Origin of the sequence: Enterococcus sp. GC34, from assembly GCF_040886645.1 — a bacterium.
Lineage (GTDB): Bacteria > Bacillota > Bacilli > Lactobacillales > Enterococcaceae > Enterococcus > Enterococcus faecalis.
Genome location: NZ_JBFOEF010000006.1, coordinates 137,728 through 158,368, shown reverse-complemented (window position 1 = coordinate 158,368; position 20,641 = coordinate 137,728). Strand labels below are relative to the sequence as shown.

Genomic DNA, 20,641 nt, shown 5'->3' with positions numbered 1-20,641 from the left:
AACAAAATTCGTATTTACGTCACACTTTTTATTTTTTTAATAACAAAAGAAATAATTAACATCAAAGACTTTACTTTTGCTTGTTAGTTTGTGTGTCAGGTAATTCAGCCGTGATTTTGGCAATTTGTTCTTTAATTTGAGCAATCCGAGGTTCCGCTTGGAATTTGAAATCAGTGATTTCTTGTTGCAGGTCTTTTGAAAATTCAGTGGCCAGTGGAACGTTTTCTTCGACAACTGCCAAATTTCGTTGCACCTGATCCCAGTCATTCGTGACTTGATTTTTCAGTGAACGATAGTCCTCTAGCTCATTGATTAAATGTTGGCGTGTTTCTTTCCCGCTTCTTGGAGCAGCCAACAAACCGCCAATGGTACCGGCAGCTGCGCCAAAAAAGAGACCTTTAATAAATTTTTTCATTTAGTTCACCTGCTTTGCAATGGTTTCAGCAATTTCTTGCATCGCTTCGGCGGAATAGTCCTCTTGATGATTGCCAAAATGAATTGAGAAATCATCTTCTTTTGAATAACGGGGAATCAAATGAACGTGGGAATGGAAAACGGATTGATAAGCCACTTCCTTATTGTTATTTAAAATGTTTAATCCTTCCATTTCTGGAAAAGCTTTTTCTAATGCTCGTGCTACTTTAGGAATACGAGCAAAGACGTCACTTGCTAAAACGTCATTATATTCAAAAATATCAGCAACGTGTTGTTTTGGAATCATTAAGGTATGTCCTTTGGTCACTTGTGTGATGTCTAAAAACGCGTAGACTTTCTCGTCTTCATAGACTTTATAACTTGGGATTTCGCCGTTGATAATTTTACAAAAAATACAATCATTCATGAAAAATTCCTCTTTTCTCTAGGTTCTTTCCTTTACTTTACCACAAGTTGATTTCTCTGTGGATGAAAAAGTACGTGAGTTCGCTAAAAAGTTCGTTTCATTTCGTGTATAATAAGAGAAAGAAAAAAGTCCATTTAATTAAGGGAGTAATTTTTGAATTCTTGGTTCGCTTAGGGTTTAATAATGGTAGAGAGAAAAGGTTGGAGGCAAAAGAAATGAGCTTAACAATTGAACATTTAACAGGAGGTTACGGCCATATTCCTGTCTTAAAAGATATTAATTTTGACGTCAAGTCTGGTGAAATGGTTGGTTTAATCGGCTTGAATGGTGCGGGGAAAAGCACCACCATCAAAAATATTATTGGGTTACTTACGCCGCAAAAAGGCAAAATTATGATTGACGGGGAAACATTGCAGCAAGCCCCTGAAGAATATCGTAAAAAAATCGGGTATATTCCGGAAACACCTTCTTTATATGAAGAATTAACATTGAAAGAGCATATCGAAGTAACGGCCTTGGCTTATGATATTCCATTAGAAGAAGCATTCAAACGAGCGGAACCATTACTAAAAACGTTCCGCTTAGACAATAAATTGGAATGGTTTCCTGCTAATTTTTCAAAAGGCATGAAACAAAAAGTCATGGTACTTTGTGCATTCTTAATTGAACCGAGTTTATATATTATTGATGAACCTTTTCTAGGCTTAGATCCTTTAGCAATTCATGCTTTATTAGAATTAATGGATACGATGCGTAAGCAAGGGGCAGCGATTTTAATGTCCACGCATATTTTAGCAACAGCTGAAAAATATTGTGATCGTTTTGTGGTACTACACGAAGGGAAATTACGGGCAAACGGTACAATGGCTGAATTACGTGCAGAATTTAATTTACCAGAGTCTTCTTTAGATGATATTTATCTTGCCTTGACGAAGGAAGAAAAGGTGGGGTAACATGGGCGAATTTTTTAGTCAACGTTTGTCACGGCATTTCAAAAAAATGTCCAAGTACTTGCGCTATATTTTAAATGATCATTTTGTTTTAGTCTGTATGTTTTTATTAGGCGGATTAGGTCTGTACTATTCCCAGTTGTTAAAAGAATTACCTCGTGATTTTGTTTGGGGCAGACCGTTAATTCTGTTGGGCTGGCTGCTACTCATTCAAGTTGGTAAGTTGGCTACTTTGACAGAAGAGCCAGACAAGGTGTTTTTATTACCAAAAGAAAAACAATTCGCTGCTTATCTGAAACGGGCGCTGCGCTACTCTTTAATTTTACCGATTGTGGTCAGCTTTCTAGGAAGTGGCCTATTGATGCCGTTGATTGTAGTCACAACAGGTTGGTCGTTTCAAACCTTCTTTTTATTTTTGGTCATGCTAGTTTGTATGATTTATACACATCTTAGTTTACAAAGCTACGGGCTCTATCATCTTTCGTCAACCACTTACCGTAGTTGGTGGTTCGTTTGGTTGATCAGTAGTCTCTTGATTATGACGGGAGCCATTTACTGGACGCCTTGGGTTGGTGTGATTGGTGGCATCATTCTGGCCGTTTGTTTATCGAGTATTTGGCAAAATAAGATGAAACAGAGTTTCTTGGATTGGGAAAAAATGATCCAAAAAGAACAAAACAGAATGCATAGAATTTATAAATTCATTCAGTTGTTTACAGATATTCCTGAAGTGAGTAGTACAGTGAAACGTCGTAAATACTTAGATCCTCTCCTCGGAGTAGTCAAAAAAACATCTGAGAACACGTATGCTTACTTATTCATTCGGAGCTTTTTACGAGGTAGCGAATATAGCGGCTTATTGTTTCGTTTGATTTTGGTTGGTGGCGTGCTACTCTTCTTTTTACAAGAATTCTGGATTGCGTTGGTAGTTGCTTTATTGTTTGTTTATTTAATCGGGTTCCAGTTGATTCCCATGTACACGCAATTTGATTATATGGTGATGACACAGCTATATCCAATTTCAATAGAAAAAAAACAAGCAGCAATTCGCCGGTTAATTGGCGGCGCATTGTCTGTTGCAGCCATTATTTTTGGTGGGATTGTCTGCCTTCGTTTAGGCAGTTTGCAAAATAGCTTGCTCATTCTGGGTGCCTTAATTGTAGAAGTTGTGATTTTCACTAAAATGTATGTTCCAATGCGCTTGAATAAGTTATAAAGATGAGAAAACCCAGCAAAATTTACAAAAGAACCACATAGAAGCTTGACGAAGCAAGGTTTGGCGACTAAAATGGTAATTGCTGTAAAAATTGCAATAAAATTGTGTTGAGATAGGAGATAATTTCCATGGAATTTCAGTTGGATAAAGACTGGCGTCTGCAGCCGATAAAGGGCGCAACTGGTCAAACATACATGGGAATAAAAGAAACAGAGAAAGTGTTCATTAAACGAAACACTTCTCCACTTCTTGCAGCATTGTCTAAAGAAGGGTTAGCCCCGAAGATGATTTGGACAAAGCGGACAGCGAATGGCGACGTACTAACAGCCCAAGAATGGCTGGAAGGACGTTTATTACATGCGGACGAAATTGGCAAACGCAATGACGTGATTGACGTGTTATACCAATTGCATCATTCTAATTTGCTGAAAGACATGTTGAAAAAAATTGGTGGCGAAGTTTGTACCCCGCTAACAATGTTGAAAGAGTATAAGCGTCAACTACCTAAAGAATTAAAACGAAACAGTTATTTAAAAGAAGTAATCACTTATTTATATAATCATTTACCAGAATATCCAGAAACTAGCTATGTGGCTGTCCACGGCGATGTGAATCATCGGAATTGGTTAGTCTCGAATAATTATCTCTATTTAGTAGATTGGGATTCTGTGATGGTCGCGGACCCAGCGGTAGATTTAGGAATGATTTTGAGTCATTATGTGCCTCGTTCCGGTTGGAATCAATGGTTACTATCTTATGGTTTAATTCCTAATGAAAGTACAGTTCAACGAATTTATTGGTATGGTTTATTTAGCTTTTTACAAGAGATTGTTCGTCATCACCAAGAGGGCGAAAGAAGAGCAATGACTGCAGAAATTTTACAATTAAAACGAATGTTTAGTAGTTAAACTAATTCATTTAACATCCACACAGGCTGGCGAATTTCACCAGTCTGTTTTTAAAAGAAAGGAATTTTAAATATGCGTGTAAGAAATAGACCCGGAGCAGCAGAATATATGGCAAAATATCCACAATATGTGGTAGAAGGTCCTGAAAAATGGCAAGGGAAATGGCAAGAACGTTTTGGCAATAATCATCCCATCCACATTGAAATTGGTTCAGGTAAAGGTCGTTTTATTTATGAAATGGCTAAAGCACATCCTGAAATTAATTATATTGGTATCGATATGCAATTAAGTATTTTATCGATTGCATTAGATAAGCTAGTGGCCGAGCCGTTACCTAATCTACAGTTATTGCGAGTAGACGGCGAAGCATTAACAGAATATTTTGCTGAAAATGAAGTAGATTTAATCTATTTAAATTTTTCAGATCCTTGGCCAAAGAAAAAACATGAAAAACGTCGTTTAACGTATAAAAACTTTTTAGCGACAGATGAAATTATTTTAAAACCAAATGGAGAAATTCATTTTAAAACGGATAATCAAGGGCTCTTCGAATACTCATTAAGTAGCTTTTCTAAATATGGCATGATTATTGAACGTGTGTGGCTAGATTTGCATAATAGCGAGTTTGAAGGCAACATTATGACAGAATACGAAGAAAAATTTTCTAGTCGTGGTCAACGAATTTATCGAGTAGAAGCACGTTTTGTTGCAAAATAAAAGAGGTCGGGACAGAACCGTTTATCAGTTTTTGAGCGTGGAGCAAAAATCCAAAGTGATTTTTGTCCCACGCTCTTTTTATTATTTAAGAAAGCCTAAGTTGTCGTTCTTAAAGCATAAGCGTCCAATAAAATTCTTGCCAGAATGGATAGTGGTAATCGTGAACGCACTTCATAATCGGGGAAAAAGGAGCCTTCTGATTTGAAACCCACGAACGGAATTTCAATATATTTCATTAAACTAGAGTGTTTGCTTGCAGTTAAAAGGATAGTCCCAATTTCTGAGTCGTAACAGTTTTTACCAGCGACAACTAATTCTTGGGTTTCTCCGTTTAAAGAAACAAAAAGAGCCACATCTTTTTTTGATAACTTTTTACTAATATTTTTAATAATTTCTGGGTCCGTATGCAGTTCACAGTATTTGCCAGCCAATTGAAACTTAACCATCATTTCCTGAGCAATTAATTCTGAAAAACCTCTAGCAAAGATAATAATCCGTCGAGAAGCCTTGATTTTTTGGATCGCATCTTCGATATTACCAATTTCAATCATGTTAATCGTACGAGTTACTTCTTCTTCATTCTTTAAAATGGCCGTCCGAATTCCTCGGTCTACTTTTTCTAATGCTGAAAAATTTATATTTTGGTTTTCTTTATCTTTCAAGTGATGCTTGAAGGATGTGAAACCTTCATAGCCTTTCTTTTTCATGGTTCTTACAATCGTCGCAGTTGATACGTTGGCTCGTTCGCTTAATTTTACAATGGAATAATCAGGGATTTCTAAAATATGTGTTTCGATAAAATGCCAGAGATATTGCTCTGACTCACTCAATTTTTGTTCCATAATGACCAGCCCTTCTTTCTTTCACTAAAAAAACATTTATAAGCCTATTTTTAATGAAAAAAAATAAAAAAGCTAGAGAAATTATGAAATTGTAAATGTTTTCTATATTTTTGCGAAAGAATGAAAACCTTTACATAGTATTTTGAGACATAATAAAGAGGAGAAAGGAGGAACTACAGTGACCATTTATACATGTACATTAAATTTAGCCATTGATTTATTTATCGAAACAGAAGAGCTAGTTCCTTTTGTCGTGAATCGCACGAAGGAAGATGATATTCAAGCAAACGGGAAAGGAGTCAATGTTTCCCTAATTTTAAAGATGTTAGGGATTGATAATACCGCTTTGGGAGTCAAAGCTGGTTTCACTGGGAACTATGTCGAGGATTATTTAAAAGAAAAAGAGATAACCACTGATTTTATCGAAGTCGCTGGCACAACGAGAATCAATGTGTTTACAAAAGTTACCCAAGATCAAAAGGAATACAAATTAGTCAATAAAGGACCAAAATTATCTGAAGAACATGTACGACGTTTTTTGAAAAAAATTTCAGAGTTACGTAAAGGGGATTATTTGTGTGTATCAGGAAGTTTACCACAAGGGGTTTCGCCAAGTATTTTGATTGAAATTAGCCGAATTTGTTTTGAAAAGCAGGTGTTCTTAATTTTAGACAGTAGTTATGAAGAAATTTTAGATTGTTTGCCTTATCAACCATTTTTATTGAAACCAAATGAAGAAGAACTTCAAGAGTGGTTTCATACAGAAGTGCAGACTAAGGACGATTACATTTTTTATGGACAAGAATTACTGAAGCGGGGAGCCAAAAATATTTTACTTTCTTTAGGTAGTGAAGGGGCTTTATTTATGAATAATGAAAAGGTTCTTTCAGGTAATTCACCAACTGGAATGGTTGTGAATACAGCTTGTTCAGGGGATGCAATGTTAGGTACCTTTTTAGCTGGCTGGCATCAAGGACTTTCATTGGAAAAAAATTTAAAAAGAAGTATTGCAGCAGGTAGTTCAACAGCATTTCGCAAAGGATTGACAGATTTTTCAGATGTTCAGGAGTTAGAGCAACAAATAAAGATTCAAGAGGAGGAATAAACAGATGGCTACGTATCAATTAATAGCTGCTACAGGTTGTCCGACGGGAATAGCGCACACGTATATGGCACAGGAGGCATTGGAACAAGCTGCGAAACGTAAAGGTATTACGATTAAGGTTGAAACACATGGTCAGATTGGCATAGAAAACGAGTTAACACCTGCAGAAATCCAAGGAGCGGAGGCAGTCATTATTGCCGCCGACAAAGACGTTCAAGCAGAACGTTTTGCTGGGAAACGAATCATTGATGTCCCTGTCAGTGTGGGGATTAAAGAAGCAGATCGCTTAATTGAAGAAGCACTCGCAGGCAAAGGATCGATTGCAGCCGAAAACCAAGCAGTGGACGAACTTGAACAGGAGACACAAATTTCTTCAGTAAATGTTGGACATAGTATTTATAAAAACTTAATGAATGGCGTCTCTCACATGTTGCCGTTTGTAGTAGCAGGCGGCGTTTTAATTGCTCTTTCTTTTGCTATTTGGGGCATTTATTCATTTGATCCAGAAAGTAGTCAGTATAATGCTACCGCCGCTATGTTAAAAAGTATTGGTGATGCCTCAATGGGCATGATGGTGCCAATCTTATCTGCGTATATCGCAGAGGGGATTGCCAAACGACCTGGTTTGGTTGTGGGCTTTGTCGGTGGTTTGATTGCTAACACGGGTGGTACTGGCTTTTTAGGAGGGATATTATCTGGTTTCCTTGCTGGGTATTTCATTCTTTTATTACAAAGAGTATTTAAAGGTTTGCCTAAATCATTAGATGGTTTAAAAGCAATTTTCCTTTATCCAGTCATTGGCGTTGCAGTTATTGGTATCACTATGTCTTTATTAGCAGATCCGATGAAAGCTGTTAACGAAGGAATGATGAGCTTTTTAGCTAGTTTCCAAAACTCCAGTCCGTTGGTTTTAGGAATTATTGTGGGTTGTATGTGTGCCTTTGATATGGGAGGTCCAGTTAATAAAGCGGCCTATGTTACTGGGACGGCACTCTTAGCTCAAGGCAATACTTCTTTTATGGCAGGAGTTTCTGCTGCCTGCATAGCTCCACCTTTAATTACAGGCTTTGCTACATTATTCTTTGGAAAATACTTTGACACAAATGAACGCAATGCGGGCCTAGTGAACTTTATTTTAGGCTCCACACATATTACAGAAGGCGCTATTCCGTTTGCGGCAAAAGACCCATTGAAAGTTTTACCAATTATGATGCTCGGATCTTCAATTGCGGCAGTCCTAACGTATATGTTTGGGGTACAAGTGCCAGCACCTCATGGAGGATTTCTTGTTTTACCAGTTGTTACTCACGCTGTTCAATGGGTTCTGGCAATTTTAGCTGGTTCATTGGTAGGCGGTTTATTGCTAGGTTTTGTACAAAAAAGTAGAATCGCCAAACAAGAGCAATCGTTATCAAAAAAATGAAATAACAGGAATTAGGAGTGGATGGAATGGCTTTTATTAAAGAAAATCATATTTTTTTAAATCAACAGTTACAAACGCAAGAGGATGTTTTTCACTTTTTAGCAAAAAAATCAACAGAATTGGAAGTTGCTCAGGACGCACAGGAAGTTTTCGATAAACTGAACGAGCGAGAACAAGAAGGAACAACGGGGATGATGAATGGATTTGCGATACCTCATGCAAAAGCAGCAACGATTCAACAAGCGGCCATTATCATCGTTACCTTGGACCAAGGTGTTGAGTGGCAGAGCCTTGACAACCAATTAACGGAGTTTGTGATTGCGCTGTTTATTCCAGATGCCGAAGCTGGCACGACACATTTGAAATTACTCTCTTCCGTTGCGCGCCTCCTATTAAGAGAAGAAGTTACTTCTGGACTGAAACAAGCAAGTTCGCCAGCTAAAATTGCTACGTTACTAAATAATCAATTAGGAGAGGGAACAGAATGAAAAAAATTAGTGAACAAAAACGTAAACATTTAGAAAATCTGGTAGATGATCAAGGGATTATTGGCGCACTAGCCATTGATCAACGTGGGGCCTTAAAACGCATGATGGGAAAATACAAAGAGGTGACTGCGCAAGAAATCAGTGACTTTAAAGTATTAGTATCTCGTTGCTTAACACCAGAGACTTCAGCAATTTTGTTGGATCCAGAATATGGCCTAGCTGCTGCTGAAAATCGAGCACAAACTTCAGGTTTGTTACTTGCGTATGAAAAAACGGGCTACGATGCTTCGACACCAGGACGGTTACCCGATAGTCTTGATGTTTGGTCGGTTAAGCGTTTAAAAGAAGCGGGCGCAGACGCGTGTAAATTTTTACTTTATTACGATGTTGACGAAAGTGAAGCAATCAATGAACGAAAGAAAGCTTATATAGAACGGATTGGTTCAGAGTGTTTAGCCGAAGAAATTCCATTCTTTTTAGAAATTGTCTCTTATGATGCAAACAATTCGGATAGTGCTTCAAAAGAATACGCTAAAGTAAAACCGTACAAAGTAATTGAAGCGATGAAAGAATTTTCAAAGGATCGCTATAATGTTGATGTTTTAAAAGTAGAAGTCCCTGTGAACATGAATTTTGTAGAAGGTTTTGGCACTGAAAGCCTTTATAGCCAAGATGAAGCGCAGGCCTTTTTCAACATGCAAAGTGAAGCAACACAACTTCCATTTATTTTCTTGAGTGCAGGGGTTAGTGCTGCGATGTTTCAGGAAACATTGAAATTTGCAAAAAAAGCAGGTTCCTCGTTTAATGGAGTCTTATGTGGTCGCGCAACTTGGGCAGACGGCGTGCTTCCATTTGTTCAACAAGGTTCTGAAGCAGCCGTTGCGTGGCTTGAAACAACTGGTAAAACAAATGTTGAAGAATTAAATCAGGTTTTAAGAGAGAGCGCAGTATCAGTCTTTGAAAAAATACAGTAATTAAGCTGAAAATATTTACTGAATTTAAACTATTTGGTCATCTGAATTAAATTTTTTCAGAAATCGTCTTCTTTAAGTGAACTCAATGTACGCAAACTCAAAAGATATGATATAATTATTTTGATATCGATGTATGAACACCCAAAAAGTAACAGTGCTTTACTTTATTTGGGGAAAGTTGGGGTATTATGGGAATTCCTAAAGAAGGCGAGTTTGTAACCATTCAGAGTTATAAACATGACGGACATTTACATCGAACGTGGCGTGATACGATGGTACTAAAAACGAGCGAGTATTCTTTAATTGGTGTGAACGATCACACGTTAGTAACGGAATCCGACGGACGTCGGTGGGTGACTCGTGAACCAGCCATTGTTTATTTTCACAAGAAATATTGGTTCAATATAATAGCAATGATTAGAGAAAAGGGGGTTTCGTATTACTGCAATCTGGCTTCGCCATATGTTTTAGATGACGAAGCGTTGAAGTATATTGATTATGATTTAGATATCAAGGTTTTTCCAGATGGTGAAAAACGTTTACTAGACGTTGATGAATATGAATTTCATAGCAAACTAATGGATTATCCAGAAGATATTGACTTCATTTTAAAAGAAAATGTCAAGACTTTAGTGGATTGGATTAATAACGAAAAAGGCCCCTTCTCGCCCGAATATGTAGATATCTGGTATCAACGTTATCAACAGCTATCAAAAAAATAGCCGATGTAAACAGCCCACAAAAGGAGCTTGGAGCATTAGCCAAAATGGCTAATGCTCCAAGCTCTAAATTTTCCGATTTAATTGGTGTTATAGTTCTTTATTCATTTCGTAGTGTTCAATGCCAGCATCCATAAAAGGTGCGCCTGTTTTTTGGTAACCTAAACGTTCATAGAAGCCTACAGCGGTGACTTGTGCTCCTAGAGTAATCTTGTGGTAGCCTTGTTCTTTGGCAAAATTTTCCGCCGCTTCCATAATCACTCGTCCATAGTCGGCGCCACGGTAAGCTTTTTCAACGGCCATTCGTTGTAATTTCATAACGGCATTTTCTAGTGGAAGCAAGCGACAAGTTGCGACAGCTACATGATCCGTGTACAAAACAAAGTGAATACAACGTGCTTCATATTCATCGATTTCCATCTCTTCTGGTACCCCTTGTTCCGCTACGAATACGCGTTGACGAAGCCGGACAGCATCTAAATAAAGATCACTCATGGTATCTTTTGTTTGAGCTACATGCATAGAAAAACCCCCAAGTTCAGAATCTGTTTCTATTTTATTATACCACGAAAAAGTTCTAGAAATGAAGTATTCTCAATGACTGAGGGGGGAAGGTGTGATAAAATAAAACAGCAACAATTGAATAAAAATAAAGGAGGAGCCGCTGTGATTAATCGATTTAAAGAATCGAAATTATTTTTCTGGTCAGTTGAATTACTTGTCGTGGCCATGCTATTATTTATTGCTTCGAAAATTAATTTCTTATTTGCACCGATTGGGACATTCTTCTCAACGTTGTTTGCCCCAGTCTTAGTAGCAGGCTTTTTGTATTATTTACTAAATCCTGTGGTCAATCTACTAATGAAGACGAAAATGAAACGAATTTATGCCGTCTTACTGGTATTTTTATTACTAATCATCGCATTAGTTCTGATCCTATTAACAATTATCCCTAAGTTGGCAGATCAGCTAGCTAGTTTAGCATCAAGTATGCCGGATTTCTTTAAACAAGTGGAGACCTGGATTTATGAGATTGCGGAGTTACCTATTTTTAAACAAATTGATTTAACAAGCTATATTGAAAAAATGGATATTTCTTATGCCAATATTATCCAACAATTTTTAAGTAGTTTATCAAGTAGCTTAGGTTCAATCGTATCAACGGTGGCGTCAACCACTATTGTTTTGGTCACTGCGCCATTTATTTTATTTTATATGTTAAAAGATGGAGATAAGCTAGTACCAGCGATCCAACGCTTTTTACCTGAGAAAAGAAAAGATGATATTGTGGATCTTTTAGGACAATTGAACCAAACCTTATCCAGTTATATTAGTGGACAAGCGATTGAATGTTTATTTGTCGGTACATTTACGATTATTGGGTATTCATTGCTTGGTGTTCGTTATGCCTTTTTATTTGGTGTCATTGCCGGCTTTACGAATTTGATTCCCTATCTAGGACCTTATCTAGGATTAGCGCCCGCTGTCTTAGTGACCATCTTTAATGAACCCGTCAAAGCAGCCTTATGTTGTTTAGTGGTGCTAGTGGTTCAACAATTGGACGGAAATATTATTTATCCAAACGTTATCGGAAAATCTCTAAAAATCCATCCGTTAACGATTATTTTAATTTTATTGGTAGCAGGAAATTTAGCAGGTTTGCTAGGTATTTTCCTCGGTGTCCCATTTTACGCAATCTGCCGGACCATTATCTACTATGTTATTGATATGGTCAAAGCGGGTCGTAGTGAAAAAGTTACCAATGCCGTTCTTTTAGGGAATGAAACAAATACGAAAGAAAATAACGGTTAATGATTGAATCCGCTAATCTTTCGTGCTATGATTTTATGGATTAGGATAGAAAATAACCTGTCATAATACTGATTGTGTCTGTTTCTAAGCCTAACCATAAAAAGAGGAAGAACGTTAAAAGAGTACGAAAGTACAGCCTCGGAATTATCAACAATTAAGGAGAGAGAGAACATTATGAATAATGCTGACCCTGAGAGTCAGTCGCTAATTGCGCAACTTCTATTATTAGTCGTGTTGACGTTTATCAATGCCTTTTTGGCAGCGGCGGAAATTGCAGTCGTATCTGTTAACAAGAATCGTGTGGAACAAAAAGCGGAAGACGGCGACGCAAAAGCTCAAAAATTGCTTAAGGTATTGCAAGACCCCAATAACTTTTTATCCACAATCCAAGTAGGGATTACTTTGGTTAATATCCTATCTGGTGCTTCATTAGCAGAGACTTTATCTAGTCGTTTGGCCCCTGTATTAGGTGGCGGCGCCGCAGCTAAGAGTCTTGCCAGTATCATTATCTTAGCGTTGTTAACGTACGTTTCCATTGTATTTGGTGAATTATATCCTAAACGAATTGCCATGAATAAATCAGAAGAAGTCGCTCAATTGACTTCTGGTGCAGTCCGCTTTTTAGGAGTTATCGCGCGTCCCTTCGTTTGGTTGCTATCGGCTTCGACCGATTTATTATCCAAAATCACACCAATGACTTTCGATGATGCCGATTCGAAGATGACACGAGATGAAATGCGCTACATGCTTGAAACAGAAGGTGTTTTGGAAAACGAAGAACTAGAAATGTTACAAGGTGTCTTTTCATTAGATACAAAAGTGGCACGAGAAGTAATGGTTCCTCGGACAGACGCATTCATGGTTGACATCCAAGATGATGTCCAAGAAAACATCAATTTAATTTTAGGAGAAAATTATTCTCGGATTCCTGTTTATAGTGAAGACAAAGATAAAATTGTTGGTATTTTACATACCAAAACGTTACTAAAAGCTGCACGTAATTTAGGCTTTGAAAACATTGAATTAGGCGCGATCATCCAAGAACCATTATTTGTCCCAGAAACCATTTTTATTGATGATTTACTTTATGAGTTAAAACGAACACAAAACCAAATGGCGATTTTACTAGATGAATATGGCGGTGTTGTCGGTTTAGCAACACTGGAAGATTTACTAGAAGAAATCGTTGGTGAAATTGACGATGAAACAGATGAAGTAGAAAATTTATATACACAAGTGGCCGACAATGAATATTTGGTTCAAGGACGCATGTTAATTGACGAATTTAATGAAGTATTTGAAACAGATTTACACATGAGCGATGTTGATACAATGGCAGGTTACTTAATTACAGCATTAGGAACCATTCCTGATGAAGGGGAAAAACCTTCTTTTGAAGTGGGCAATATTAAGTTAACTGCTGAAGAAATGGAAGGCACACGTTTGCTAGTCTTACGCGTTCATTTCTACGATGAAGAAACTGTCGATGAAGAACCAGAAGAAAATCGTCGTTTTTTCCGTAAAGAAATGGAAGATGACGAACCAAGACGTTAAAAATAACCTGTGACATCAGTCGTTTTGACTAATGTCGCAGGTTTTCCTTTTAAAAAACAGCCAACAGCAGCTCTTTATTCTCAAGGCTTGACATGATATACTAGCAAAGGTTAATCAAAAATTATGCTGAAGAAAATAAATAAATAAACATCACAAGTGATAAGGAGATTTTTATGACGATCAATCAAAAAGAAGCAGTCGATAGTCGCCGTACGTTTGCGATTATTTCCCATCCGGATGCTGGGAAAACAACGATTACTGAACAATTATTATTATTTGGGGGCGCCATCCGCCAAGCTGGAACAGTCAAAGGGAAAAAAACAGGGAACTTTGCCAAATCTGACTGGATGGAAATTGAAAAACAACGGGGAATTTCGGTAACGAGTTCTGTGATGCAATTTGATTATCAAGATAAACGGATTAATATCTTGGACACCCCAGGGCATGAGGATTTCTCAGAGGATACGTATCGGACCTTAATGGCCGTGGATAGTGCTGTGATGGTTATTGACAGTGCCAAAGGGATTGAAGCACAAACGAAAAAACTTTTCCAAGTTGTTAAAAAACGTGGTATTCCAATTTTTACCTTTATTAACAAATTGGACCGTGATGGACGGGAACCATTGGAACTTTTAGAAGAATTGGAAGAACTATTGGATATTGAATCTTATCCAATGAACTGGCCAATTGGTATGGGAAAAGGCTTAGAAGGTCTATACGATATTTATAATGAACGTGTGGAATTATATCGTCCAGAAAATAATGGCGGGGAGCGTTTTATTCCTTTAAAAGATGGCGATATCCCAAGCGATTTACCATTGCACAATAACAGCGTTTATCAACAAGTGTTGGAAGATGTTGAGTTATTGGTAGAAGCAGGCGATGAATTTAGCGAGGAAAAAATCGCTCGTGGTGATCAAACGCCAGTCTTCTTCGGTTCTGCTTTGACAAACTTTGGGGTTCAAACATTTTTAGAAACCTTCTTACAATTTGCGCCTGCGCCACATGCGCATAAAACAGAAGAGGGTGGCGAAGTAAGTCCTTACGAAAAAGAATTTTCAGGCTTTGTCTTTAAAATTCAAGCGAATATGAACCCAGCCCATCGTGATCGAATTGCCTTTGTTCGAATTTGTTCAGGTGTTTTTGAAAGAGGCATGGACGTGACTTTAGGTAGAACAGGCAAAAAAGTCAAATTAAGTAACGTGACGCAATTTATGGCGGATGCCCGCGAAAACGTCACAGAAGCTGTTGCAGGCGATATTATCGGCGTGTATGACACAGGAAATTACCAAATTGGCGATACTTTGTATGAAGGGAAAATGAATGTTCAATATGAAGAGTTGCCGTCATTTACCCCTGAATTATTCATGAAAGTAACTGCCAAAAACGTGATGAAACAAAAATCTTTCCATAAAGGAATTTACCAACTGGTTCAAGAAGGAGCCATTCAATTATATAAAACATATTTAACGGAAGAATATATCATTGGCGCCGTAGGTCAATTGCAGTTTGAAGTTTTCCAATACCGAATGTCCAATGAATACAATGCTGAAGTAGTAATGACGCCAATGGGTTCTAAAATTGCCCGCTGGATTAATCCAGAAGATTTAGATGAACGCATGAGCTCTAGCCGAAACATTTTGGCACGGGACCGTTTCGACCAACCATTGTTCTTATTTGAAAACCAATTTGCGGAACGCTGGTTTGCGGATAAATATCCAGATGTTGAACTGAAAAGTTTGATGTAAAATTAATTTGTAATCAATCAGTAGCTGAATCTTTAGAAGATTGAAGCTCGGCGCAGTCATTCTCAAGATGATTGCGCTGAGCTTTTTCTTGTTATAAGGTATTAAAGTAGGCGTGATTGTTTTTTTTGAGATAGAATACTTACTATAACGAACCTATCAAGGAGTGGACAAGAACATGAATTTTTATGGTATCGAGTATTTAAAAAGCCAATCTAATTTAAATGATTACTTAAAGTATTTTTTTATTTTTGCTTTGTTAATCGGGCTAGTCATTGTGTTTAGTTTTTATGTGCGACATCAAATTCAAACGAAATATCGTGAATTAAGTATTATTATTTTTTTATCATTATTATTTGTTTTAGGGGTTCAATATTCCAATTATCAACTGAACCAAAATCAGCATTCACAATCTTCACAAATGGTACATTTTGTCGAACAAGTGGCACAGGAAAAAAAGGTTTCTCCAGAAAAAGTTTATGTCAATGGTACACAATTGGCTGACGGAACCATAGTTAAAATTGACGAAGTCTTTTATAAAATGAGTTTAAGTACGGATCAGCAGTCTTATACGTTACAAGAAACGTATTTATTAACACCAACGATTGAAATAATAAAGTAAAGTGAGGGAAAATTAATGCAGTTTTATAGTCCAATTATTATTAAATTTGCTTTAGGTATTATTTGTTTAATTGTCCAAATTAATTTGATGGGAAAAGGCAATTTGGCGCCCACATCGGCCATGGACCAAGTGCAAAACTATGTATTGGGGGGCATTATTGGTGGTGTTATTTATAATGATTCAATTACGGTGCTTCAATTTGTATTAGTGTTAATTTTGTGGACATTATTAGTCTTAATTTTAAAATTTGCAAAAGAACACAATCGCTATGTGAAGCAAATTGTGGATGGTAAACCCATTACTTTAATCAAGGATGGACAGGTTGTGGTGAAGGAATGTTTGAAAAATGGTATTTCTGCAAATGATCTGATGTTTAAATTACGAGCAAATGGTATTTATGAAGTCCAGCTTGTTAAACGGGCGGTTTTAGAACAAAATGGTCAATTAACAATCGTCGAATATGGCGATGAAAGTATTCGTTACCCGATTATTGTGGACGGTCAAGCCAACATGGATGTCCTAGAGTTAATCAAAAAGGATGAGCACTGGCTATTAACGCAAATCCAAGAACAAGGCTTCCAAAGATTACAGGAAATTTATCTAGGTGAGTATTTATCTGGGCAGTTAAGTTTATCGCCATATGAAGAAAAAACGATTGCTTAGCTATACTTTTTATCCTACTTATATTAGAATTGAATGGTAATTCAATGAGCTTTAAAAGGAGGAAAAATGAAAACTAAAAAGATAGTTGTCGGGTTATTTTGTTCAATGATTGTTTTAATGGGGTGCCAACCAGATCAACGAACTGAAAAGATGAAAGAAAGTACTGAAGCAGAAGCAGGCCAAGTAACGAGTGGTGCCTCGGAAGCCACTAATGCCACTTCTGTAAAGCAGGAGGAGCAGGCAAACACGAATAATCAATCGAAAGAGAGTGCTGCCAAAGTGAGTTATGAGCGTAATGGACATACCTTTGAAGTTGATGCTGTTTCTGGCGCTACAGTAGAAGCTAATAATGGACAATCAGGAATTAGCCCAGAAGAAAAAGCCCAGAAGATGTATTGGTCAGGTCGTCCAGAAATCGGGGAAGTTCAAGGGGATTATTATCATCATGAAGTCGTGTTTGATGGCGGCTATACGGCTTTAATTGATGTCGTTGTTAAGGATCAACAAATTCAGTTAGTGGAATTTGATGAACGTGGACCTAAAAACTATTATTCTGAAGAATGGGCAGGAGTGACAAAACGTTTATCCGGCTATGCAAATTTTCAAGCGAACAACGCCCGAACCGATCAATCGTTAGTGACCGTTGTTAATACGATGACTTTTTTAGAAAATCAAATGGTTGCTGAAAATCGTCTAGATGGCGCCTTCCAGACAGCCAAAGGTCAATCCAATAGCGCTAATAATGGCTATCTTCCTGCTGCTAGGGCTTTAGCCAAGGAAATTAAAGAACCCTCAAAAGAACATTATACAAGTCTAACAGAAGATTTTGGAGAGGGGCTTTCTGGACGTTTAACTGTTATTACGTTAAAAGATTCAGGGAAAATAACCGATCTTCGTTATGATGAATATTTTGCAGATACAGAAGAAGAGATTAAAGATGCGAAACTGAAGGCTTATTCTCGCCAATCAAAATATTTTTCTAAAGATTATGCTCAAAAATCGGGGGAAAATTTCAAAAAAGAAGTGGATGACTTAAGAAAAAAAGCAATCGAGGAAAATAAATTAGTCAGTCCGACAAATGAGGAAGCCTGGTCGGAAAATTATCAAAGTCTTGTAAAAAAAATAACGTCACAATAAATTAAAAAACTGCCGAAGTGGGGAAACTTCGGCAGTTTTTTTAGTTTTCCATGAGGGAAACTTTTAATGGAACAGACACTTCGGTCACATGGTTTAACTCAATGATAGAAATTTCATCTGGGTCATAAGCCTCTTTAGGTAATCGTTTTAACAGTTTTGCTAAAATTTCTTTTACTTCTGTCGGACGAATGCGACGATTTTTATTCATAATCAGAACTTCCACATGGTGAGCTGCTTCTGAATAGACAGCGGTCGTGTTTCCTGCTGAGTAGACTTTTACAAAGTAAGCATCCGTGTTTTCCAATTGTTTATTTACTAATTGTTTGTAGCTATTGGTCACATTCACTAATTTCATTTTATCACCTCATTATAGTTGTGTGCTGCAAAAGAGCGTTTCCAATTATGTACAGGAGTTCCAGATTGAATTTTTTCTATGAGGAACAAGTATACGAATATCTTTCTTCTATTATAGTTTTTTTTGATGAAAATAAAAAGTGAAAAGCATAAAAAAATCCGCACGCATTGTTATTAATGCGTGTGGATTTTTGATTATTCTGCTTGGTCAGATGTTGAAGTTTCTGTTTTAGTCACTTCTTGTGCGCCAGTTACGATAATTTTACCTTCGTTATCTAACGCTGCGACTAATTGATGATTTTCAGGATGATCTAGATAGTATTCAGCAATGCCGTCTTCAATTTGTTCTTGAATTGTTCGACGTAAAGGACGAGCGCCCATTGCAGGATCATAACCTAAATCAACGAGTTTCTCTTTGACTTCTGTTGGAACCTCAATGTGTAATTTTTGTTTAGCTAATAAGCCATTTACTTCTTCTAACATCAAGCTGACAATGTTCATCAGGTTTTCTTTGCTTAATGCTTTGAATTCGATAATACCATCGAAACGGTTAAGGAATTCGGGGGTGAAGAAGTTGTTCAATTGACCTAAAACGGATTTAGTCACACCTTCACGGGCAGCACCGAAGCCAACGTTGGCTTCCACAGCTCCTGTTCCAGCATTACTTGTCATGATAATGATGGTGTCTTTAAAGCTGACCGTACGACCTTGTGCATCTGTTAAACGACCATCGTCGAGAATTTGTAAAAACATGTGTAAAACATCAGGATGCGCTTTTTCAATTTCATCCAACAAAATTAAACTATAAGGATTACGACGGACTTTTTCTGTGAGTTGTCCAGCTTCGTCATACCCAACATAGCCTGGAGGAGAACCAATCAGTTTAGAAACACTGTGTTTTTCCATATACTCACTCATATCAAAACGAACCATCGAATCTTCTGAACCGAATAGCTCAAAGGCTAATTGTTTTGCTAATTCTGTTTTACCAACGCCTGTTGGCCCTACAAATAAGAAGGAACCAATTGGGCGGTTTTGTTTGCCTAGGCCTACACGATTGCGACGAATCGCTTTAGCTACTTTATCGACGGCATCATCTTGTCCGACAACATGAGCTTTTAAGTCAACAGCTAAATTTTTCAATTGGGTTTGTTCTTTTTCTTTTAAGTCACCGACAGGAATGCCAGTTTTTTGTTCCACAATGGCTTCAATATCTTTTTCAGTGATGACGGGTGTTTCTTCATCGCTGATTTGTTTTTCTTTCATTGCTTGTAATTTATTGATTTGATCACGATAGTAAGCCGCTTTTTCAAAATCTTCTTCTGCGGAAGCTTGTTGTTTTTGTTGTTCCGCTTCTGCTAATTTTTTATCAATTGTTTTTGGATCGACGAGTTGAATAGTTAGATTCATTTTTGAACCAGATTCATCTAACAAGTCAATCGCTTTATCTGGTAAAAAGCGATCTTGAATGTAACGGTTGGATAAGTTTGCTGCTGCGTTAATCGCTTCATCTGTATATTTGACATGATGATAATCTTCATAACGTTTTTGCAGACCATGTAAAATCGTTATGGTTTCGGCAACGGTTGGCTCATCTACTTGGACTGGTTGCATCCGACGTTCTAAGGCAGCGTCTTTTTCAATAATACGGTACTCATTTAAAGTTGTGGCACCGACTAATTGTAATTCACCACGTGCTAAGGCCGGTTTTAAAATATTGCCAGCATCCATATTGCCATCACCAGCAGCACCAGCACCCACAATTTCATGGACTTCATCAATAAATAAAATGACATTTTCAGCTTCAGTGATTTCTTCAATCAATTTTTGCATCCGTTCTTCAAATTGTCCGCGAATACCAGTTCCTTGAACAAGTGAAACCACATCTAAACGAATGACTTCTTTGTCCAATAATTTTTGGGGCACATCGCCATCGACAATTTTTTGGGCTAAACCTTCGACAACGGCTGTTTTACCAACACCTGGTTCACCGATTAAAACGGGGTTGTTTTTTGTACGGCGATTTAAGATTTCAATGACACGCTTAATTTCTTGGTCACGTCCTACCACAGGATCGATATCTCCTTGGCGTGCCGCTTCGGTGATATTAATCCCATACTCGCCTAGTAAACCTTGACCAGCGCCAGCGCCTCCGCGAGGGGGTTGACCGCCATTACCACCATCACCAAATTGAGTGGGTGGTGTTTGTTGTTCATAAGGATTACCTTGTTGCATTTGGCGAGAAAGAGAGCGATATAAATCGTCTAAACTCCCAAAGCCAAAAGGGTCTTGTCCCATATTTTGAGGGGAATTATTTGCTTGATTTTTTAATTTTTGATAGCAGCTTTGGCAATAGTCCAGTTGTTTTCTTTGACCATTCACATTTGCATATAAATGAATTGTTGCTTCATTTTGTTGACAATTTTGACAAATCATTGAATGAAACACATCCTTTCAAAATAACTGAGGCCAGAAAAATAGTTGTTTGCTCTATTATTTCTAGTAAACAGACCATTTTTCCTCAAACCAGCCAAGTACTAGATAGCAGGAATAAATTCTGTCTATAAAACC

At 37.4% G+C, this 20,641-nt stretch carries 21 protein-coding genes; 15 read left to right on the top strand and 6 right to left on the bottom strand.

Annotated features, from left to right (window positions below; translation table 11 throughout):
* Nucleotides 1–70 precede the first annotated feature (70 nt).
* Both AB3I72_RS07855 and AB3I72_RS07850 read right to left on the bottom strand, forming a co-directional pair.
* Nucleotides 71–415: a YtxH domain-containing protein gene (locus AB3I72_RS07855; RefSeq protein WP_002355526.1), complete on the bottom strand. Its 345-nt coding sequence runs from the start codon at nucleotides 413–415 to the stop codon at nucleotides 71–73.
* Nucleotides 416–841 (bottom strand): HIT family protein, encoded by a 426-nt coding sequence (locus AB3I72_RS07850; RefSeq protein ID WP_002355527.1) that lies wholly within the window; start codon nucleotides 839–841, stop codon nucleotides 416–418. It lies immediately after the preceding gene.
* Nucleotides 842–1,056: 215 nt separating this feature from the next.
* On the opposite strand from AB3I72_RS07850, the gene AB3I72_RS07845 reads away from it, so the two are divergent.
* The 4 genes from AB3I72_RS07845 to trmB all read left to right on the top strand — a co-directional run bounded on the left by AB3I72_RS07845 (nucleotide 1,057) and on the right by trmB (nucleotide 4,632).
* A complete protein-coding gene (locus AB3I72_RS07845; RefSeq protein ID WP_002363160.1) occupies nucleotides 1,057–1,794 on the top strand; it encodes an ABC transporter ATP-binding protein in 738 nt (245 codons plus the stop codon).
* A gap of 1 nt (nucleotide 1,795) precedes the next feature.
* Nucleotides 1,796–3,007: an ABC transporter permease gene (locus tag AB3I72_RS07840; RefSeq protein WP_010828555.1), complete on the top strand. Its 1,212-nt coding sequence runs from the start codon at nucleotides 1,796–1,798 to the stop codon at nucleotides 3,005–3,007.
* A 128-nt stretch (nucleotides 3,008–3,135) separates the two neighbouring features.
* Nucleotides 3,136–3,915, top strand: a complete 780-nt coding sequence (locus AB3I72_RS07835; protein WP_002355531.1) for a phosphotransferase family protein — start codon at nucleotides 3,136–3,138, stop codon at nucleotides 3,913–3,915.
* A 72-nt stretch (nucleotides 3,916–3,987) separates the two neighbouring features.
* Complete coding sequence (gene trmB, locus AB3I72_RS07830; protein WP_002355532.1) at nucleotides 3,988–4,632, top strand: tRNA (guanosine(46)-N7)-methyltransferase TrmB; 645 nt, start codon at nucleotides 3,988–3,990, stop codon at nucleotides 4,630–4,632.
* 95 nt (nucleotides 4,633–4,727) lie between these two features.
* Here trmB and AB3I72_RS07825 read toward each other — a convergent pair whose 3' ends face one another.
* Nucleotides 4,728–5,474 (bottom strand): MurR/RpiR family transcriptional regulator, encoded by a 747-nt coding sequence (locus AB3I72_RS07825; protein WP_002363162.1) that lies wholly within the window; start codon nucleotides 5,472–5,474, stop codon nucleotides 4,728–4,730.
* A gap of 178 nt (nucleotides 5,475–5,652) precedes the next feature.
* Between AB3I72_RS07825 and pfkB the strand changes: the two genes are divergently transcribed.
* The 5 genes from pfkB to bph all read left to right on the top strand — a co-directional run bounded on the left by pfkB (nucleotide 5,653) and on the right by bph (nucleotide 10,186).
* Nucleotides 5,653–6,579 (top strand): 1-phosphofructokinase, encoded by a 927-nt coding sequence (gene pfkB, locus AB3I72_RS07820; RefSeq protein ID WP_010775586.1) that lies wholly within the window; start codon nucleotides 5,653–5,655, stop codon nucleotides 6,577–6,579.
* A gap of 4 nt (nucleotides 6,580–6,583) precedes the next feature.
* Entirely contained in the window at nucleotides 6,584–8,002 is a 1,419-nt protein-coding gene (locus AB3I72_RS07815) for a PTS fructose transporter subunit IIC (protein WP_061100644.1), read from the top strand.
* 26 nt (nucleotides 8,003–8,028) lie between these two features.
* The gene (locus tag AB3I72_RS07810; RefSeq protein WP_071646571.1) at nucleotides 8,029–8,490 is read left to right on the top strand and encodes a fructose PTS transporter subunit IIA; all 462 of its coding nucleotides are present in this window, start codon (nucleotides 8,029–8,031) and stop codon (nucleotides 8,488–8,490) included.
* Nucleotides 8,487–9,464 (top strand): tagatose-bisphosphate aldolase, encoded by a 978-nt coding sequence (lacD, locus tag AB3I72_RS07805; RefSeq protein WP_061100642.1) that lies wholly within the window; start codon nucleotides 8,487–8,489, stop codon nucleotides 9,462–9,464. Before AB3I72_RS07810 ends, lacD begins: the two co-directional genes overlap by 4 nt.
* A gap of 188 nt (nucleotides 9,465–9,652) precedes the next feature.
* Complete coding sequence (bph, locus tag AB3I72_RS07800; RefSeq protein WP_002355538.1) at nucleotides 9,653–10,186, top strand: biofilm phosphatase Bph; 534 nt, start codon at nucleotides 9,653–9,655, stop codon at nucleotides 10,184–10,186.
* 87 nt (nucleotides 10,187–10,273) lie between these two features.
* Here the strand turns inward: bph and AB3I72_RS07795 are convergent, their stop codons facing one another.
* Complete coding sequence (locus AB3I72_RS07795; RefSeq protein WP_061100641.1) at nucleotides 10,274–10,705, bottom strand: GNAT family N-acetyltransferase; 432 nt, start codon at nucleotides 10,703–10,705, stop codon at nucleotides 10,274–10,276.
* 75 nt (nucleotides 10,706–10,780) lie between these two features.
* Between AB3I72_RS07795 and AB3I72_RS07790 the strand changes: the two genes are divergently transcribed.
* From AB3I72_RS07790 to AB3I72_RS07765, 6 genes are all read left to right on the top strand, one after another.
* Nucleotides 10,781–11,995 (top strand): AI-2E family transporter, encoded by a 1,215-nt coding sequence (locus AB3I72_RS07790; RefSeq protein ID WP_002384914.1) that lies wholly within the window; start codon nucleotides 10,781–10,783, stop codon nucleotides 11,993–11,995.
* 174 nt (nucleotides 11,996–12,169) lie between these two features.
* A complete protein-coding gene (locus AB3I72_RS07785) occupies nucleotides 12,170–13,549 on the top strand; it encodes a hemolysin family protein (protein WP_002363168.1) in 1,380 nt (459 codons plus the stop codon).
* 173 nt (nucleotides 13,550–13,722) lie between these two features.
* On the top strand, nucleotides 13,723–15,297 hold the full coding sequence (locus AB3I72_RS07780) for a peptide chain release factor 3 (protein WP_002355543.1): 1,575 nt from the start codon (nucleotides 13,723–13,725) through the stop codon (nucleotides 15,295–15,297).
* A gap of 175 nt (nucleotides 15,298–15,472) precedes the next feature.
* Nucleotides 15,473–15,916 carry a DUF3290 domain-containing protein gene (locus tag AB3I72_RS07775; RefSeq protein WP_002355544.1) on the top strand — a complete coding sequence of 148 codons (444 nt, stop codon included), beginning with the start codon at nucleotides 15,473–15,475 and terminating at the stop codon, nucleotides 15,914–15,916.
* Between the two features lie 15 nt (nucleotides 15,917–15,931).
* Nucleotides 15,932–16,579 (top strand): DUF421 domain-containing protein, encoded by a 648-nt coding sequence (locus tag AB3I72_RS07770; RefSeq protein WP_002368017.1) that lies wholly within the window; start codon nucleotides 15,932–15,934, stop codon nucleotides 16,577–16,579.
* 66 nt (nucleotides 16,580–16,645) lie between these two features.
* Nucleotides 16,646–17,716: a hypothetical protein gene (locus tag AB3I72_RS07765; RefSeq protein ID WP_086281269.1), complete on the top strand. Its 1,071-nt coding sequence runs from the start codon at nucleotides 16,646–16,648 to the stop codon at nucleotides 17,714–17,716.
* A 40-nt stretch (nucleotides 17,717–17,756) separates the two neighbouring features.
* Here AB3I72_RS07765 and AB3I72_RS07760 read toward each other — a convergent pair whose 3' ends face one another.
* Both AB3I72_RS07760 and AB3I72_RS07755 read right to left on the bottom strand, forming a co-directional pair.
* The gene (locus AB3I72_RS07760) at nucleotides 17,757–18,071 is read right to left on the bottom strand and encodes a DUF1827 family protein (protein WP_002355547.1); all 315 of its coding nucleotides are present in this window, start codon (nucleotides 18,069–18,071) and stop codon (nucleotides 17,757–17,759) included.
* Between the two features lie 194 nt (nucleotides 18,072–18,265).
* Nucleotides 18,266–20,506, bottom strand: a complete 2,241-nt coding sequence (locus tag AB3I72_RS07755; protein ID WP_002386935.1) for an ATP-dependent Clp protease ATP-binding subunit — start codon at nucleotides 20,504–20,506, stop codon at nucleotides 18,266–18,268.
* Nucleotides 20,507–20,641 lie beyond the last annotated feature (135 nt).

Coding starts and splice junctions, on each gene's coding strand:
- AB3I72_RS07855 (WP_002355526.1), bottom strand. CDS start 415: ATGAAAAAATTTATTAAAGGTCTCTTTTTTGGCGCAGCTGCCGGTACC.
- AB3I72_RS07850 (WP_002355527.1), bottom strand. CDS start 841: ATGAATGATTGTATTTTTTGTAAAATTATCAACGGCGAAATCCCAAGT.
- AB3I72_RS07845 (WP_002363160.1), top strand. CDS start 1,057: ATGAGCTTAACAATTGAACATTTAACAGGAGGTTACGGCCATATTCCT.
- AB3I72_RS07840 (WP_010828555.1), top strand. CDS start 1,796: ATGGGCGAATTTTTTAGTCAACGTTTGTCACGGCATTTCAAAAAAATG.
- AB3I72_RS07835 (WP_002355531.1), top strand. CDS start 3,136: ATGGAATTTCAGTTGGATAAAGACTGGCGTCTGCAGCCGATAAAGGGC.
- trmB (WP_002355532.1), top strand. CDS start 3,988: ATGCGTGTAAGAAATAGACCCGGAGCAGCAGAATATATGGCAAAATAT.
- AB3I72_RS07825 (WP_002363162.1), bottom strand. CDS start 5,474: ATGGAACAAAAATTGAGTGAGTCAGAGCAATATCTCTGGCATTTTATC.
- AB3I72_RS07815 (WP_061100644.1), top strand. CDS start 6,584: ATGGCTACGTATCAATTAATAGCTGCTACAGGTTGTCCGACGGGAATA.
- AB3I72_RS07810 (WP_071646571.1), top strand. CDS start 8,029: ATGGCTTTTATTAAAGAAAATCATATTTTTTTAAATCAACAGTTACAA.
- lacD (WP_061100642.1), top strand. CDS start 8,487: ATGAAAAAAATTAGTGAACAAAAACGTAAACATTTAGAAAATCTGGTA.
- bph (WP_002355538.1), top strand. CDS start 9,653: ATGGGAATTCCTAAAGAAGGCGAGTTTGTAACCATTCAGAGTTATAAA.
- AB3I72_RS07795 (WP_061100641.1), bottom strand. CDS start 10,705: ATGCATGTAGCTCAAACAAAAGATACCATGAGTGATCTTTATTTAGAT.
- AB3I72_RS07790 (WP_002384914.1), top strand. CDS start 10,781: ATGACTGAGGGGGGAAGGTGTGATAAAATAAAACAGCAACAATTGAAT.
- AB3I72_RS07785 (WP_002363168.1), top strand. CDS start 12,170: ATGAATAATGCTGACCCTGAGAGTCAGTCGCTAATTGCGCAACTTCTA.
- AB3I72_RS07780 (WP_002355543.1), top strand. CDS start 13,723: ATGACGATCAATCAAAAAGAAGCAGTCGATAGTCGCCGTACGTTTGCG.
- AB3I72_RS07775 (WP_002355544.1), top strand. CDS start 15,473: ATGAATTTTTATGGTATCGAGTATTTAAAAAGCCAATCTAATTTAAAT.
- AB3I72_RS07770 (WP_002368017.1), top strand. CDS start 15,932: ATGCAGTTTTATAGTCCAATTATTATTAAATTTGCTTTAGGTATTATT.
- AB3I72_RS07765 (WP_086281269.1), top strand. CDS start 16,646: ATGAAAACTAAAAAGATAGTTGTCGGGTTATTTTGTTCAATGATTGTT.
- AB3I72_RS07760 (WP_002355547.1), bottom strand. CDS start 18,071: ATGAAATTAGTGAATGTGACCAATAGCTACAAACAATTAGTAAATAAA.
- AB3I72_RS07755 (WP_002386935.1), bottom strand. CDS start 20,506: ATGATTTGTCAAAATTGTCAACAAAATGAAGCAACAATTCATTTATAT.